The sequence below is a fragment of the Arthrobacter sp. P1_B3 genome (assembly GCF_056406615.1).
The window spans coordinates 38,212-53,156 of the sequence record NZ_JBFTZV010000017.1 but is presented as its reverse complement, the minus strand read 5'-3'; the positions used below and the strand labels follow the sequence as shown (position 1 = coordinate 53,156).

16 protein-coding genes and 1 tRNA gene are annotated in these 14,945 nt (G+C 66.1%); 3 read left to right on the top strand and 14 right to left on the bottom strand.

Going from position 1 to position 14,945, the window contains the following annotated elements:
* The first annotated feature begins 296 nt into the window (after positions 1-296).
* Positions 297-1,172 carry a ParA family protein gene (locus tag AC1D2F_RS16745; RefSeq protein WP_229992553.1) on the top strand — a complete coding sequence of 292 codons (876 nt, stop codon included), beginning with the start codon at positions 297-299 and terminating at the stop codon, positions 1,170-1,172.
* A gap of 93 nt (positions 1,173-1,265) precedes the next feature.
* Here AC1D2F_RS16745 and AC1D2F_RS16740 read toward each other — a convergent pair whose 3' ends face one another.
* The 5 genes from AC1D2F_RS16740 to gcvH all read right to left on the bottom strand — a co-directional run bounded on the left by AC1D2F_RS16740 (position 1,266) and on the right by gcvH (position 4,473).
* Entirely contained in the window at positions 1,266-1,862 is a 597-nt protein-coding gene (locus AC1D2F_RS16740; protein WP_018772320.1) for a MerR family transcriptional regulator, read from the bottom strand.
* Between the two features lie 350 nt (positions 1,863-2,212).
* Positions 2,213-2,716: a bifunctional nuclease family protein gene (locus tag AC1D2F_RS16735; protein WP_229992552.1), complete on the bottom strand. Its 504-nt coding sequence runs from the start codon at positions 2,714-2,716 to the stop codon at positions 2,213-2,215.
* Positions 2,716-3,432 (bottom strand): transcriptional regulator FtsR, encoded by a 717-nt coding sequence (ftsR, locus tag AC1D2F_RS16730; protein ID WP_476967221.1) that lies wholly within the window; start codon positions 3,430-3,432, stop codon positions 2,716-2,718. The genes AC1D2F_RS16735 and ftsR overlap by 1 nt, the downstream gene beginning before the upstream one ends.
* 18 nt (positions 3,433-3,450) lie before the next feature.
* Positions 3,451-3,927, bottom strand: a complete 477-nt coding sequence (locus tag AC1D2F_RS16725) for an FHA domain-containing protein (protein WP_229992550.1) — start codon at positions 3,925-3,927, stop codon at positions 3,451-3,453.
* A 159-nt stretch (positions 3,928-4,086) separates the two neighbouring features.
* Positions 4,087-4,473, bottom strand: a complete 387-nt coding sequence (gcvH, locus tag AC1D2F_RS16720) for a glycine cleavage system protein GcvH (protein WP_229992549.1) — start codon at positions 4,471-4,473, stop codon at positions 4,087-4,089.
* A 196-nt stretch (positions 4,474-4,669) separates the two neighbouring features.
* On the opposite strand from gcvH, the gene AC1D2F_RS16715 reads away from it, so the two are divergent.
* Together AC1D2F_RS16715 and AC1D2F_RS16710 are read left to right on the top strand one after the other, a co-directional pair.
* Complete coding sequence (locus AC1D2F_RS16715; protein WP_229992548.1) at positions 4,670-5,539, top strand: Fpg/Nei family DNA glycosylase; 870 nt, start codon at positions 4,670-4,672, stop codon at positions 5,537-5,539.
* A gap of 114 nt (positions 5,540-5,653) precedes the next feature.
* Positions 5,654-6,271, top strand: coding sequence for an adenylate kinase (locus AC1D2F_RS16710; RefSeq protein WP_229992579.1), 618 nt, complete (start codon positions 5,654-5,656; stop codon positions 6,269-6,271).
* 62 nt (positions 6,272-6,333) lie between these two features.
* On the opposite strand, the gene AC1D2F_RS16705 is transcribed toward AC1D2F_RS16710, so the two are convergent.
* The 9 genes from AC1D2F_RS16705 to AC1D2F_RS16665 form a co-directional block, all read right to left on the bottom strand.
* A tRNA-Pro gene (locus AC1D2F_RS16705) sits at positions 6,334-6,410 on the bottom strand.
* 149 nt (positions 6,411-6,559) lie between these two features.
* Positions 6,560-8,110, bottom strand: coding sequence for a ribosome biogenesis GTPase Der (gene der, locus AC1D2F_RS16700; protein ID WP_229992547.1), 1,551 nt, complete (start codon positions 8,108-8,110; stop codon positions 6,560-6,562).
* A complete protein-coding gene (locus AC1D2F_RS16695; protein ID WP_364743904.1) occupies positions 8,107-8,835 on the bottom strand; it encodes a lysophospholipid acyltransferase family protein in 729 nt (242 codons plus the stop codon). The genes der and AC1D2F_RS16695 overlap by 4 nt, the downstream gene beginning before the upstream one ends.
* Before the next feature lie 25 nt (positions 8,836-8,860).
* On the bottom strand, positions 8,861-9,604 hold the full coding sequence (cmk, locus tag AC1D2F_RS16690) for a (d)CMP kinase (RefSeq protein ID WP_229992546.1): 744 nt from the start codon (positions 9,602-9,604) through the stop codon (positions 8,861-8,863).
* Positions 9,604-10,713, bottom strand: coding sequence for a prephenate dehydrogenase (locus AC1D2F_RS16685; RefSeq protein WP_229992545.1), 1,110 nt, complete (start codon positions 10,711-10,713; stop codon positions 9,604-9,606). The genes cmk and AC1D2F_RS16685 overlap by 1 nt, the downstream gene beginning before the upstream one ends.
* 2 nt (positions 10,714-10,715) lie before the next feature.
* Complete coding sequence (locus tag AC1D2F_RS16680; RefSeq protein ID WP_476967220.1) at positions 10,716-11,969, bottom strand: pseudouridine synthase; 1,254 nt, start codon at positions 11,967-11,969, stop codon at positions 10,716-10,718.
* A 119-nt stretch (positions 11,970-12,088) separates the two neighbouring features.
* On the bottom strand, positions 12,089-12,694 hold the full coding sequence (gene scpB / locus AC1D2F_RS16675) for an SMC-Scp complex subunit ScpB (protein WP_229992577.1): 606 nt from the start codon (positions 12,692-12,694) through the stop codon (positions 12,089-12,091).
* Positions 12,695-12,795: 101 nt separating this feature from the next.
* Positions 12,796-13,689, bottom strand: coding sequence for a segregation and condensation protein A (locus AC1D2F_RS16670; RefSeq protein ID WP_476967229.1), 894 nt, complete (start codon positions 13,687-13,689; stop codon positions 12,796-12,798).
* Between the two features lie 62 nt (positions 13,690-13,751).
* Entirely contained in the window at positions 13,752-14,651 is a 900-nt protein-coding gene (locus tag AC1D2F_RS16665; protein WP_476967219.1) for a ParA family protein, read from the bottom strand.
* Positions 14,652-14,945 lie beyond the last annotated feature (294 nt).

The window sequence follows — 14,945 nt, the reverse complement described above, 5'->3', positions numbered from 1 at the left end:
CGTATCGGTAAGTGCTCACAGTGTCTAGGACCTGTGCGGGCAAACACAAATCATTGTGGCCACTGTCACAGCATTATCCGTCACGGACGCTGCGATGGGCAGGGCCCCGGCCATAGAGCTTTCCCCGCCGGCCCGGTTCGCGAGGTTCCGGCGCCCCCGCGCCGGATGAAACGGGATTCGCCGGAGCATCAACATATGATGAGTGGGTGGGTGGCGCATGCACGCCCCGGCTCCGAAGAACGCAGGAGCCGGCACGACCCCGTCTCGGCAACCGGCGTTAGGTATTGGTTTTTCAAGTGCAAGTAGTGAGCATCAGCAGCCTCAAAGGCGGTGTCGGCAAGACATCCGTGACCACTGGACTGGCATCGGCAGCATTGGCCGCCGGCATCCCCACCCTCGTCGTTGACCTTGACCCGCACGCTGACGCCAGCACCGCCCTCGGCGTGAGCCCGGACGATCAGCTCGATATCGGCAGGATGCTGAGGTCGCCCCGGCGGGCGCACCTGGCGGACAACGTGGTTCCCAGCGGCTGGGTGGAGCGCGCCAGGATCAACGGCGCYGCCAACGGCCGCGCCAATGGTAGAACGCAAGCCGGCGCTGCAACCTCAGTCCTCGACGTAGCCGTCGGCTCTGCCTACACCGGCATCTACGACCGGCCTGACCTGGGCCGCCGCGACCTCCGCCGGCTTTCCACTGTGCTGGCCGGCGCCACGAACTACGAACTCGTCCTGGTCGATTGTCCCCCGTCGCTGAACGGCCTGACCCGGATGGCCTGGTCCGCAAGCGACAAGGTGACCCTGGTGGCCGAACCCGGACTCTTCTCGGTGGCCGGCACGGAGCGCACCATGCGCGCCATCCAGCTGTTCCGGCAGGAATTCGCGCCCAATCTGTCCCCCGCCGGCATCGTGGCCAACCGGGTGCGCAGCGGCTCGGCCGAACACACGTTCCGGCTCTCGGAGATGGAATCCATGTTCGGCCAGCTGCTGCTGAGCCCGCACATCCCTGAGCAGGCCAACTGGCAGCAAATCCAGGGCGCGGCCCACTCCATCCACCACTGGCCCGGAGACTCGGCCAAGAATGCGGCCGGACTCTTCGATGCCCTGCTGCAGAACCTGCTGCATCCCAACGGCGCGGCCCCGGCCGGCACCGTCCGCGACCGCAGCCAGCGCTGACCAGCGACCGGCGCACCCGGGCGCAACGCTCAACGAACTGAGGCCGCCTCCCTGTCCGGGAGGCGGCCTCAGTCTTGTCTGTAACGGTGTGTGCTAGCCGATCTTGCGGGCCGCGCGGCGCTTGCTCAGTTCGTCGTCGGGAAAGGACTGGTCCGCGGCGTGTTCGCTGGGAAGGGCTGCGAGGCTTCCTTCAACTTCGCGCCACACACGGCCGACGGCGATGCCGAACACCCCCTGGCCGCCCTGGACGAGATCAATCACTTCATCCGCCGACGTGCACTCGTAGACGCTCGCACCGTCGCTCATCAGCGTGATCTGGGCGAGGTCTTCGACGCCGCGCTCCCGCAGGTGCTCCACGGCGGTGCGGATCTGCTGCAGGGAGACGCCGGTGTCCAGGAGCCGTTTGACTACTTTAAGGACCAGGATGTCGCGGAAACCGTAGAGCCGCTGGGAGCCGGAGCCGGCTGCGCCGCGGACGGCGGGCTCAACCAGTCCGGTGCGTGCCCAGTAGTCGAGTTGGCGGTAGGTGATGCCGGCCGCCTTGCAGGCGGTGGGCCCGCGGTAGCCCGCATCTTCGTCCAGAACGGGAAGATCCTCGGTGAACAGCAGGCCTTGGGCACCGCTGGCGGGCACAGCAACGCCGGCCGTTGCGGCCTGCTTCAGCTCGCCTGCTTCGCCTTTCGGACTCACGTGGACCCTCCTTGTTGTGGGTTCCCCTGGGTAAGTTGCATCGGCAGCATTATCTGTGAACAGCTGCACGACACAGGATGATGACTTCACCCGTGTAATTCAGCCGGGGCTGCACTTTCCAGTGTGACTTGCGCGGCTACCGTATGCAATGGGAACTTGTACCTCCGACGTTAGGCCTGCCAGGGCCCAAGGTCAAAGACGTTGGGGCTATTCGGCGGGCGTGTCGAAAGTTTCATCCTCGGCTTTAACGTTTGGCGCCGCCACAGCTGTCCCCGGCGTTTCAGAAACCTCACCCGTAACAGGCGCACCAACAACCCCGGCAGCCTCCTTGGCTCCGGTTGCCGGGCAGTTCAGCCGCCGAAGTCTTCCGGTTCGACGTCGTCGAGGAACTCGCGGAAGCGCCGCAGTTCGCCTTCCTCGTCCACGGCGGGTCCGGGATGCGTGTCCTCGCCCTCGTCGTGTTCGGTGATCCGGACGCCGGCCTCGTCCATGACGGCGTCGGCACACCAGATCCGGCACTTGGCGCGCAGGCCAAGCGCCAGGGCATCCGAGGCGCGGGAGCTTACGGTGGTTCCGTTCTCGAACTGCAGCTGCCCGTAGAAGATGTTGTCCTCCACTGCGACGATGTTGACGCTGACGATGCTGTGGCCGAGGGCCTCGACAACGTCCACCAGGAGGTCGTGGGTCATCGGCCGGGGCGGGACGACTCCCTGCTGGGCCAGGGCAATGGCGCTGGCTTCCGGAGTCCCGATCCAGATCGGCACGTGGCGCTCACCATGGATTTCCTTGAGCAGGACAAGCGGCTGGTTGGACGGCAACTCAATCCGCACGCCGACAATCTCCACCTCAATCATCAGATGTCCATCCTTGAGATGCGGTCATGGACCAGCGCCTGGTGCAGGGACAGGCAGAGGTCGCTGATTTCCCGGGCAGCCTCGGCGGCGCGGGCGTGGGAGGCCGCGTCTTTGCGGGACGTCAGCGTGGCCACTGCGCGTTCCACGAGCCCGAATTCGCGGTCGGCAGCCGCCTGGAACGGCCGCAGGTGGCGGGGCTCCAGGCCATGGCTCTCCAGCTGGACGCAAGCCCGCGCCACCTGCAGGGCGTGTTCGTCGAACTTGCCGTTCACGTGCCCGATCAGGCCGTAGCTCAAGAGGGATTCCAGCAGCGGGACGCTCGCCCCGGATTCAGCACGGAGCTGCTCCTCGCTGAGCCGGCGCGCACGGCTCTGCAGCTCGGTGGCGAGCTCCTCGGAGACGACCCGCGGGGAGACCCCTGCCGGCAGGTTTTCCGGCCGTTCGCCCCGGTCGATCGCGTCAAGGTAGTCCTTGATGACCTTTAGCGGCAGGTACTGGTCACGCTGGAGGGACAGAACGAAGCGCAGCCGTTCGACGTCGTTCTCGGAATACTGTCGGTAACCGGCAGGGGTCCGCTGCGGGTTGATGAGTCCCTTTTCCTCAAGGAACCGGATTTTTGACGCCGTCATGCTGGAAAAGTCGTCGCTCAGTTGAGCCAGGACTTCCCCGATGTTCAGAACCTGGGGTCCGCGCCGATCCGCATGTGCCGTGGCCACAGGCAGCTACCCCCGGAATCAGACGTTGCCTGCTGCGCGGGCAGGGCTGAGGTAGAAGGTGAGGCGGAACTTGCCGATCTGGACCTCGTTGCCGGACTTCAGTTCCACGGAGTCCACGCGGTCGTGGTTGACGTAGGTGCCGTTCAGGCTCCCGGTGTCCACTACCTCGAAGCTGCGCGCGGTGCGGCGGAATTCCACGTGCCTGCGGGACACGGTGACGTCGTCGAGGAAGATATCGGCGTCCGGGTGGCGGCCCGCCGTCGTGACGTCCGAGTCCAGCAGGAACCGCGCGCCGGCGTTGGGGCCGCTGTGTGCCACGAGCAGGGCCGATCCGAAGGGAAGGGCCTCGACCGCTACCCGCTCCTCGGCCGAGAGCTTCGGCGTGAAGTTGGGTTCATCGCGCACCGGAGTGAGGTTGATCGACGTGGTCTCCGAAGCTTTCACTCCACCCGTGCCGTAACCGTCACCGGTGTCGTTCCGTTCGTGCCCAAACATTGAGTCCTCCTCATTCGTTGCAGGTGTCCCCCCTGCAAACAACGCATGCCGTCCGGAAAAGCCTCGCAGTCCCGGTATTGAGGCCTTTCGGCGGGGCGCGGCTTGTTTTGTTATCCCAACAACACACTCCGGCGACCCCGGACCGAACGACCTCTGTCTTTAGCCTACCTGCTGTTCATACTCGGATGCACTGAGCAGGGACTCTACCGCGTCGGCTTCCGCGAGCTTGATTTCGATCAGCCAGCCGTCACCGTACGGATCCGAGTTAATAAGGGCGGAATCGGTGTCCAGAGCCTCGTTCCGGGCCACCACCTCGCCCGTCACGGGGGCGTAGATGTCGCTGACGCTCTTGGTGGATTCGACTTCTCCAACCACGTCATTGGCCTTGATGGTTGTCCCCACTTCAGGCATCTGGGCGTAGACGACATCCCCGAGGGCGTCCTGGGCAAAATCGGTGATGCCGACGCGCACAATCCCGTCAGCATTGGGGGCCGAAACCCATTCGTGTTCTGCGGTGTAGGACAGGTCTTCGGGAATGATGCTCATGACGGGCCTTTCATCGGGTCAATCACCTATGCGGCGGCAGTCGTTTGTTCTAGCCGCCGCTGAAAGTATAGGCATATCCGGCAGGGGCCGGGGAGGGATCTGAGAAGATGGTGCGATGTCAGAACATGCGCCGCTGTGTGTCAGGAACGTGAACAACCGGGGCGCCGGGACCCTCCGGACCCGCAGGGGCTAGGCCATGCCTGAGCTTCCGGAAGTTGCGGCCCTGACGGACTTTCTCCACGAGCACCTGCGCGGGGCAGTTGTGACGAAGATCCAGCTGGTCTCCTTCGCCGTGCTCAAGACGGCAGACCCCCTCTTCACCGACCTCGAGGGCAGGGCCGTCAGCGGGGTGCGGCGGTTCGGCAAGTTCGTCAGCATGGAAGCCGACGGGCTGCATTTTGTCTTCCACCTGGCGCGGGCCGGCTGGGTCCGCTTCACTGACACGCCCACCGACGCCCAGCTGAAAATGGGCAAGGGGCACATCGCGGTGCGGCTGACATTTTCCGGCGCTTCCGGCCCGGTGGGCATGGACCTGACCGAGGCGGGCACGAAAAAGAGCCTCGCGGTCTATGTGGTCCGCGATCCGAACGACGTTCCCGGCATCGCCGCGCTCGGACCGGATCCGTTCAGTCCAGACTTCGACGTCGACGCCTTGGCCGGGATCCTCGGTTCCAGTTCCCACCAGATCAAGGGCGTCCTGCGGAGCCAGAGCATTATTGCCGGGATTGGGAATGCGTACAGCGACGAGATCCTGCACGCCGCCAGGATCTCGCCTTTCGCCCTCGCCAAGTCCCTGGACCGGACGGACGTCCAGCGCCTCTACGACGCCGTCCACACCATTCTGGGCACGGCCGTGAAGGAAGCCCAAGGCAAGCCGCCCAACGAACTCAAGGACACCAAGCGGAGCCACATGAGGGTCCACGGCCGCACCGGCGAAGCGTGTCCGGTGTGCGGCGACACGGTTCGGGAGGTCTCCTTTGCGGACACCGCCCTGCAGTACTGCCCGACGTGCCAGACGAAGGGGAAGATCCTGGCCGACCGCCGGACTTCGCGCTTCCTGAAATAGGCGCTTCTTGAAACGGGCACCGGCGTCTGAATCCCTTGCGCTGGCGCCTCCTGAGCGAACACGATACAAGGACACCTTTCAACGGCGCCTGAGGGAGTTGTCTCCAAGATGCGAATGCTGATTATGGGTCCCCCGGGGTGCGGCAAGGGCACCCAGGCCGAACGTTTGTCCCGGCGCCTCGGCATCACCGTGGTGTCAACCGGCGAGGTATTCCGCGACCATGTGAGGAACCTGACGCCGCTGGGCCGGGAAGTCATTGTGCATCTGGATGCGGGCGACTTGGTGCCCGACACCCTGACGAACCGTGTGGTGCGTGAGCGGCTGAACCAGAAGGACGTCAGGGCAGGGTTCCTCTTGGACGGGTACCCCCGAAACACGGCTCAGCTGGCTGAACTCGACGTCATCCTTGCCGCCAACGGACAGGTTCTGGACGTTGCGGTCCAGCTGACGGTTGACGACGGCGAACTTGTCCGCCGAATGCTCCACCGCGCCACTTTGACCGGACGCAGCGACGATACCGAGGACGTCATCCGGCACCGTTTGGAGCTGTACCACCACGAGACTGAGCCTGTGGCCTCAGCATACTCACAGCGCGGGATCCTCCTGAGCGTCAACGGCATGGGAAGCGAGGATCAGATCTTCGGCCGGCTGCTCGCGGCGCTCCGCGCGTCCTTCCCCGCGGCCATACCCGATGCCAACACTGCCTCCATGGACGGAACGGCGCCGAACTGAGTCGCCCTCCAAAACAGAAAACCCCGCCATTCCTTCGTCAGGAATGGCGGGGTTTCGTCTGTTGGTCGGGCTGACAGGATTTGAACCTGCGACCCCTTGACCCCCAGTCAAGTGCGCTACCAAGCTGCGCTACAGCCCGCTGGTTCCACCGTTCTCCGCTGGGAAGTCTGCCCGGATTCGCTCCAGGTTTTCTTCCAAGCAGTCCGGCCGAACCACCTCCAAAAGCTTACACGATCCCGGAGGGTGCCTGTGACAATTTCATGCTGTCACGCCCAAGGTGTGTCGGAATTAACGTTTCTTGCCGCGCTTTTCACGTACACGCATGTTGACCTCGATCGGCGTGCCCTCGAAACCGAAGGTCTCGCGGAGGCGCCGGGTGATGAAGCGGCGGTATCCCGGATCCAGGAATCCGGTGGTGAACAGCACGAACTTCGGCGGCCGGCTGGACGCCTGGGTGCCGAACAGGATGCGCGGCTGCTTGCCGCCGCGGACCGGGTGCGGGTGCGCTGCCACGAGTTCGCCAAGGAACGCGTTGAGGCGTCCGGTGGGGATGCGCTTGTCCCAGTTCTCCAGGGCAATGTCCAGGGCCGGGACCAGCCGGTCCTTGTGCCAGCCAGTCAAGGCTGAGATGTTCACGCGAGGGGCCCAGGCGACGTGTGCCAGGTCCTGCTCGATTTCGCGTTCCAGGTAGCGGCGGCGTTCGTCGTCGAGGAGGTCCCATTTGTTGAAGGCGAGCACCAGGGCGCGGCCGGATTCGACGGCGAGCTGCAGGATGCGGACATCCTGCTCGCTGAGCACTTCGTCCACGGCCAGGAGCACGACGGCGACCTCAGCCTTTTCGAGCGCGCTCTGGGTGCGCAGGGAGGCGTAGAAGTCTGCGCCCTGGGCCATGTGCTGGCGGCGCCGGATGCCGGCGGTGTCCACGAAGCGCCACGTGCGGCCGCCGAGTTCGATGAATTCATCGACCGGGTCACGGGTGGTGCCGGCGGTGTTGTCCACCACCACGCGCTCGGAACCGGCGAGCTTGTTCAGCAGCGAGGACTTCCCGACGTTCGGGCGGCCGATCAGGGCGATGCGGCGGGGTCCGCCGGAGCGCTCGAGGCCCTCGATCAGGGAGTACTCCGGGAGGGTGTCCATGACGTGGTCCAGGAGGTCGGCCACGCCGCGGCCGTGCAGGGCCGAAACCGGGTACGGTTCGCCGAAGCCGAGGCCCCAGAGGGTTGCCGAATCGGCTTCCTGGGCGAAGTCGTCCACCTTGTTGGCCACCATGATGACCGGCTTCTTCGACTTACGCAGCATCTTCATGACGCCTTCGTCGGTCGCGGTTGCGCCCACGGCGGAGTCGACGACGAACAGGACGGCGTCCGCGAGTTCTACAGCCATCTCGGCCTGCTCCGCCACACGGGCGTGGATGCCGCGGGCATCGTGTTCCCACCCGCCGGTGTCCACTACCGTGAAGTTGCGGCCGTTCCAGTTCGCCGAGTACATGACGCGGTCGCGGGTGACGCCGGGGGTGTCCTCGACGACTGCCTCGCGGCGGCCCAGGATCCTGTTGACCAGGGTGGACTTGCCCACGTTGGGCCGGCCGATGATGGCCAGGACAGGATCCAGTTTGACCGGACCGTCAAAGTCCTGGTCGTCGAACTGGCCGCTCAGCAGCGCGGCGTCGTCCTCGTCCAGCTCGTAGTCGTCAAGGCCGGCCCGAAGGGAGGCCGCGCGTAGCTCCGCTTCGTCATCGTCCAGGGCGGCGAGGTGTTCAGCCACCTGGTCGGTGCCGGTGGGCGTGTATTCGTCTTCGCCGGCGCCAAAATTGCCGGAGGTTTGAGTCGTATCGCTCATTGCACTTTCCTTAGGTGGTGATCTGCCGGCGTCCCGGCTACTGCAACATGTCGTTCGTGCGGGGATTCCGCGTGGGGCAGGGACTGCCCGGTTCTTAGTACTGAGTCCTGGACATGGCGCGCTAGCGCGGCCCGGATTTCGGTTCCCGCCCTGTCCATTGAAACACGCCCGGTCTCACCGGGCCTGCGGCTGACGTTGATGGCACCGCCGAAGCTGACATGCAGCCGCCGGCGGGGCGGGGGAACCGTGTCCAGGTGTTCGCCGCCGATTCTGGTGCCCAGGATGGCGACGGGAACCACTGTGGCGCCGGAGTTGAGCGCCAGCCAGGCGACGCCGTTGTTGATCGCGGCTGCCTCACCGCTCCCCCGGGTGCCTTCGGGCAAAATCCCGACACACCGGCCGGCGTCGAGCAGGCTCCGGGCCGTGGCCAGCGCCGCACGGCCGCCGCGGCGGTCGACGGGCAGCTGGCCCGACGCCGCCAGCACGCGGCCGAGGAGCCCGGTGAACATCTCCTGCTTGACGAGGATGTGCATGGGCCGGGGCGAGGCGCCGTACATGACGGGTCCGTCGAGGAAGCTGATGTGGTTGCCCGCGAAGATGACAGGGCCGGCCGCCGGGACGTTGGACCGTCCGGTCACCGAGGTGCGGTAGACGAGGTGGTCCAGGATCCAGCCGACCGGCCGGCTCCACGCCGTCGTCCAATGGCCGGGCAGGGAGGCGTGCACGCCCGCCTGCCAATCTGCGCGCCCCTCAGTCACCGTGGACGGTCCGGTGTGGGACAGCGGTGTGGTTGACCACCGTGTCCACGATGTCGAGAGCGGCCTGAACCGTCTCGTCGAAGTCCAGCTCCGAGGAGTCGAGCGTGACGACGCCGTCGGCGGCTGTGGTGAAGTTCACAACGGTGGAGTCCCTGGCATCGCGGTGCGTGACCTGGGCTGCCAGTTGCTCGGCATTCTGGCTCCCGCCCAGCTGGATGCCGCGGCGGCGCAGCCGGGCTTCCTCGCTGGCGGTCAGCAGCATCCGGACCTCGGCATGGGGCGCGACGACGGTGGTGATGTCCCGGCCCTCGACCACCATGCGGCGGTGGTGCTTTTCGATCAGCTCCCGCTGCCGGCGGATCAGTTCCGTACGTGCGCCCAGGGTAGTGGCGACGGCGCTGACGGCCGCGGAAATGGCCGGCTCCCGGATGGCGAGAGTGACATCGTGGCCGCCGACGCGGACGTACTCTTCCTGCGGACTCGTGCTGATTTCCAGCGGGAGCGCCTCAGAGGCGGACTCGACGGCCGCCCCGTCGTCCAGGTCCGTGCCGTTCTCCAGGCAGAACCACGTCAGGGCGCGGTACATCGCGCCTGTGTCGAGGTAGGCCAGCTTTAGCCGGCGGGCCACCTCTTTGCTGACGCTGGATTTGCCGGAGCCGGAGGGGCCGTCGATGGCCACCACGAGGCTTTTCCCGGGGCGGAGCACGTCCACTGTCTCGATGAGTTCCTGGGTCATTACTGGAGTACCCGCCATCCGCGGTCGTTGAGGGCTTCGATCAAAAGGTCGTGCTTATTGGGCAGGACGGAAATTTCCACCATGCCCACATTCTGTCCCGAGGAGTGGTCGAGGCGGAGGTCCTCGACGTTGACGCCGATCTCGCCGATCTCGGTCAGGAGCTTGGCGATCTGTCCCGGCGTGTCATCCACCAGGACCGTCAGCCACGAATAGGCCTGCGGGGGTCCGCCGTGCTTGCCCGGGATCCGGGACTGGCCGGCGTTGCCTTCGCTGATCAGCTGGGCAAGGTCCAGCCGGGCACCAGGAGCGGTCGGGGCCTCCAGAGTGCCGATCAGCCGGTTGAGGTCCTCGCGGACTCCGTGCAGGATCTCCACCACCTTGTCCGCGTTCGCGCCCAGGATCTGGACCCAGAGCGTGGGATCGCTCGCAGCGATCCGGGTGACGTCCCGCAGCCCGTTCCCGGCCAGGGAAAGGGCGTGCAGGGGCGTGCCCTGCAGGCGGCTGGCCACGAGCGAGGACATCACCTGCGGCAGATGTGAGACAAGCGCCACGGCTTCGTCGTGTTCGTCGGCGGCGAATTCGGACACGACGGCGCCGAGATCGCCGGCCAGCGAACGCGCCACCTGCAGGGACTCCGGCAGAGTCTCTTCCGCGGGGCACACGACCCACGGCATGGAGGTGAACAGCTCGCCGCGGGCTGCGACGGGGCCGGATTTCTCGCGCCCCGCCATGGGGTGGGTCCCCACGTAGCGGCCCACGTCGGCACCGCGGCTGCGGAGATCGGCCAGGATGGACGCCTTCACACTCGCGATGTCCACCACGACGGCGTGCGGGTAGTCCCGGAGCGCGCCGGCAACGACGTCCGCCGTGACATCCGGCGGCGCCGCCACTACGACGAGCTCCGGCTGGTCCCCGTCGAGGCGCGCCAGTGGCAGGCCGGCGCCGATGTCAACGGCGACGGCCTGGTTGGTCGGMGAGGGATCCGAGAGGAACACAGCGACACCGCGCCCCCGCAGCCCCAGCCCGATGCTGGTGCCCAGGAGCCCGGAGCCCAAGACGACCACCGGGCCGTTCAGGTGGCCGCGGCCGTGCGTGCGGAAAGCGGACATGCTTACAGCCCCACGGATGCCAGCAGGTGGCCGACTTCCTGCTTGCCGAGGTTGCGGATGCTGCCCTGGCGCTGGTCGCCCAGACCGATGGGGCCAACCTTGACGCGGACCAGGCGCAGCACGGGGAAGCCAACGGCGTCGAACATGCGCCGGACGATCCGGTTCTTACCCGAGTGGAGCACGACCTCGATCAGCACGTGGCCGGGGGTCGAGTCGACGAGCTTGAAGGAGTCCACCGAGGCGATACCGTCCTCGAGTTCGACTCCGGCCTTGAGTTCGGCGCCGATGCCCTGCGGGAACGGCCCGCGGACCTGCACGAGGTAGGTCTTGGGCACTTCGTAGGACGGGTGCGTCAGGCGGTTGGCAAGCTCGCCGTCGTTCGTCAGGAGCAGCAGCCCTTCCGTGGCGACGTCGAGCCGGCCCACGTGGAACAGGCGTTCGCCGTGGTGGTTGCGGACGAAATCGCTGATGCACGGGCGGCCATCCGGGTCCTCCATGGTGGAGACAACGCCCTTGGGCTTGTTGAAGACCATGTAGACCATGTTCTCGTCCAGCTGGATGCGCAGTCCGTCGACGTGGATCACTGCCGTTTTCGGGTCGACGCGCACGCCGAGCTCGGTGACCACCTGGCCGTCGACCTCGACGCGGCCTTCGGCAATCATTTCTTCGCAGACGCGCCGTGAGGCGACTCCGGCGGAGGCCATGACCTTCTGGAGGCGGGTGCCGTCGGCGTCGTGCAGCTCAGACTGCGGCACCTCGCGGCGCGGTCCGCGGTTGCGGACTGGCTTGCTCACCGGTCCGAGGTTCTGGCCGAAGCGTTCGCTGCCGAAGGCCCGGGGACCGGCGAACTTGGCGGCGCCGGTGCGCGGCTTGGGCTTGAGGGCACCGGGGGTGCCGGGGGTCTTGCCGAAGCCGGGCTTGCGGGCGGCGGCCTTGCGGGCTGCTTCCTTGCCAGATGGCGCTTTGGACTTCCAGTCAGCGGAGGCCTGGCGGGCAGCCGACGGCGCGCCGTCGGGACCCTGGAGGTCCGGATCGATGAAGGCCTCTTCGCGAGGCTTGGGGTGCTTGAAGGGGCGGTCTCCGCCGCCCTTGGAGAAGTCACGGCCTCCCTTGCCGCCGGCGGCGCGCGGTCCGCCGCCCTGGACCGGGCCGCGTGCGGTCTTGCCCTGGCCTCTGCTTTGTCCGGCACTGCTTTGTCCGGCACTGTTGCGTCCCGAACTGTTACGTGGTGAACCCTGGCGTCCCGCCTGTGTCATGACCCGTCCTTACGTTGGTGGCCCGCGGCCGCTGTCTCCCGACAACACCCGCCGGCCGGGCAAATTATTCTGCCCGGTGGATACTCTTGTGCAGACGTTGTGCCCGCACAAGATACTTCTTACATTCTTCCTGCGTCGTAGTACTCCTCGATGCCTTCCAGACCCGGAAGGTGGGGGGAAAGCTGTGGCAATTCAGCCACAGAGCCGATTCCCATCCGCTCAAGGAAATACGATGTCGTGCGGTACAGGATTGCCCCGGATTCGGGATCAGTTCCCGAGTCCTCGATCAGCCCCCGCTGCGTCAGCGTCCGCACGACAGAGTCGACGTTGACTCCTCGAATTGCAGACACCCGCGCCCTTGATACGGGCTGGCGGTATGCGATGACGGCGAGCGTTTCGAGCGCCGCCTGCGTCAGCCTGGCTGTTTGTCCTTCCAGCACGAATCCGCCAACGATCTCGGCGAACTCCGCGCGGGAATAGATCCGCCAGCCTCCGGCGATATTCCGCAATTCAAAACCCCGGGGGGCGGCATTGTTGCCGTCAGTTTTGCCAGTGTTGCTACTGGTGTTGGTGCTGTTCTGGCTGGCGACGTCCGCATCCGGGGCATTAACAGTATAGCCGTTATAATCACGCTGCAGTTCAGCCAGGAGGGACTCGACGACGTCGACCGTCAGGTCCAGTCCGGCGGCGAGGGCCATGGTTGTGGCCGGTTCGTCGATCACCATCAGGACGGCTTCGAGGGCCGCGCGGGCCCCGCCGGGCAGGCTCTCGACGTCCGGCCGCGTGTCCGGTTCGGCGTCCGGTTCGGTGTCCGGCAATCGTTCGTTCACGGCTGGTCCTCGTATTCTTCACTCAGGTTTTCGCTGCTCCACCCRTCGGCATCGGCCGTCCAGTGCACGGTCAGCTCGCCCAGCGGCAGCAGCTGGTCAAAGCCCACCGCGCGGTCGCGGAACAGTTCCAGCAGGGCCAGGAACCGCGCCACCACCACCAGCGTGGATTCGGCGTCGGCGATCAGCGCCCGGAACGTCAGCGGCGTCCCCAGCCGCAACCGGTTCCCCAGCAGCTCGGCCTGTTCCTTGACGCTCACGGGCGTACCGTGCAGGTGCGCGAGGCCTACTTCCGTGGGGGCGGCCTCCTTGGGCTTGAGGGCCGCCTCGGCCAGGGAAGCGAACTGCTCCGGGGTGTGCCGCCAAAGAAGTTCCGGAAGGAGGGCAGCAAAGTGTCCCTCCAGGGCAACCTGCCGGGGATACCGCCGGGCTTCGAGCTCAAGGGTGGAGCCGATCATGCCGGCCACGTGTTTGAAAGCCTTGTACTGCAGCAGCCGGGCGAACAGGAGGTCCCGGGCCTCCAGCAGGGCAATGTCCTCATCGTCCTCGACCTCGCCTGCGGGCAGCAGCCGGGCCGCTTTGAGGTCCAGGAGCGTGGCCGCAATCACCAGGAATTCGCTGGCCTCATCCAGTGCCCATTCCTCCCCCAGCTGCTGCAGGCCTCGAATGTACTTGATGAATTCGTCTGTGACCGTGGACAGCGCCACCTCGGTGATGTCCAGCTGATGCTTGGAGATCAGGCCGAGCAGGAGGTCGAACGGGCCGGTGAAGTTGGCGAGCCGCACTTCGAATCCGGGCTTCTTCCCGGACGACGCAGCCAGGTCAGGTGCTGCGGGGACGGCCGGGCCTGCGGACTGCGCGGAATCCGCGCGTGTGTCGAACTCCGCCGGCATGTCGAGAGTCGCCGGCATGTCGAGCTCCGCTGGCGGAGAGAAGGCGCCTGCCACGATCCTGGCTAGGGCGCGCCGCCGCGCGAGATCAGCTCTTTGGCCAGGCGGCGGTAGGCGTCGGCACCGACGTGGTTGCCCGCGTAGGTTGTGATGGGCTCGGCTGCAACCGTGGCGTCGGCGAACTTGATGGAGCGCTTGATGACGGTTTCGAAGACCTTGTCACCGAAGGCCTCCACCAGGCGGGCGATCACTTCCCGGCTGTGAAGGGTCCGCGCGTCGTACATCGTGGCGAGCACGCCGTCGACCTGCAGGCGCGGATTGAGGCGGTCCTGGACCTTGTCGATGGTTTCCACGAGCAGCGCGACGGCGCGCAGGGCGAAGAATTCACAGATGAGCGGGATGATGACGCCGTGGGCGGCGGTCAGCGCGTTGACCGTGAGGAGCCCGAGTGAGGGCTGGCAATCGATCAGGACGACGTCGTAATCGTCTTCGACCTTTTTCAGCGCACGGTCCAGGACCTGCTCGCGGGCCACTTCGTTGACCAGCTGCACCTCGGCGGCGGAGAGGTCGATGTTGGCAGGGAGCAGATCCACGTTTTCCACGCCGGTCTTCTGGATGGCGTCGCGGATGTCCACTTTGCGGTCCATCAGCACGTTGTAAACGGTGAGATCGAGCTCGTGCGGGTTAGTGCCCAGGCCGGCGGACAGGGCACCCTGCGGATCGAAGTCGACCAGGAGCACCCGGCGGCCGTATTCGGCCAGGGCTGCGGCGAGGTTGATCGTGGACGTGGTTTTGCCCACGCCGCCCTTCTGGTTCACCATGGCAATCACCCGCGCAGGACCGTGGGAAGACAGCGGTGCGGGCTCCGGAAAGTCGCGATGGGGCCGCCCGGTGGGACCCATAACGGCGTCTTCCAGGTCGAATTCGGTGCCTTCCAGAGTTGCTGAACCCTGCTCGCTGCTCACGTATCTATCCACACTTTCGATGACGGTGATTGTCGTGCTTCATATTGCCGCCTCCGGGCTCCCAGAGCCCAGCGCGTTCCTCCCAAGGTTACAGCGCCCGACACGGTATTCGCCGGACCTTGACACTGGCGCGGGCGCTGTGCCTTGACGTTCTGGTTGAAGTCGAAGGTTGCGGCCTCCGGCCGGGCACGACGGCCGGAGCACGCCGGCAGCTTTGGCGGGAGCGGCTACGGGAGGAAGACAGCCGGCGAGGGGCGGCTCCGAGCCTAGTGCAGGCATATTGAAGTTTGTACC

Bases quoted from the DNA above. Each gene is read 5' to 3' on its own strand.
- AC1D2F_RS16735 (WP_229992552.1), bottom strand. From the start codon at position 2,716: ATGATTGAGGTGGAGATTGTCGGCGTGCGGATTGAGTTGCCGTCCAAC.
- AC1D2F_RS16725 (WP_229992550.1), bottom strand. From the start codon at position 3,927: ATGTTTGGGCACGAACGGAACGACACCGGTGACGGTTACGGCACGGGT.
- der (WP_229992547.1), bottom strand. From the start codon at position 8,110: ATGAGCGATACGACTCAAACCTCCGGCAATTTTGGCGCCGGCGAAGAC.
- AC1D2F_RS16710 (WP_229992579.1), top strand. From the start codon at position 5,654: ATGCTGATTATGGGTCCCCCGGGGTGCGGCAAGGGCACCCAGGCCGAA.
- scpB (WP_229992577.1), bottom strand. From the start codon at position 12,694: ATGGTGATCGACGAACCGGCCACAACCATGGCCCTCGCCGCCGGACTG.
- AC1D2F_RS16680 (WP_476967220.1), bottom strand. From the start codon at position 11,969: ATGACACAGGCGGGACGCCAGGGTTCACCACGTAACAGTTCGGGACGC.
- cmk (WP_229992546.1), bottom strand. From the start codon at position 9,604: ATGACCCAGGAACTCATCGAGACAGTGGACGTGCTCCGCCCCGGGAAA.
- AC1D2F_RS16715 (WP_229992548.1), top strand. From the start codon at position 4,670: ATGCCTGAGCTTCCGGAAGTTGCGGCCCTGACGGACTTTCTCCACGAG.
- gcvH (WP_229992549.1), bottom strand. From the start codon at position 4,473: ATGAGCATCATTCCCGAAGACCTGTCCTACACCGCAGAACACGAATGG.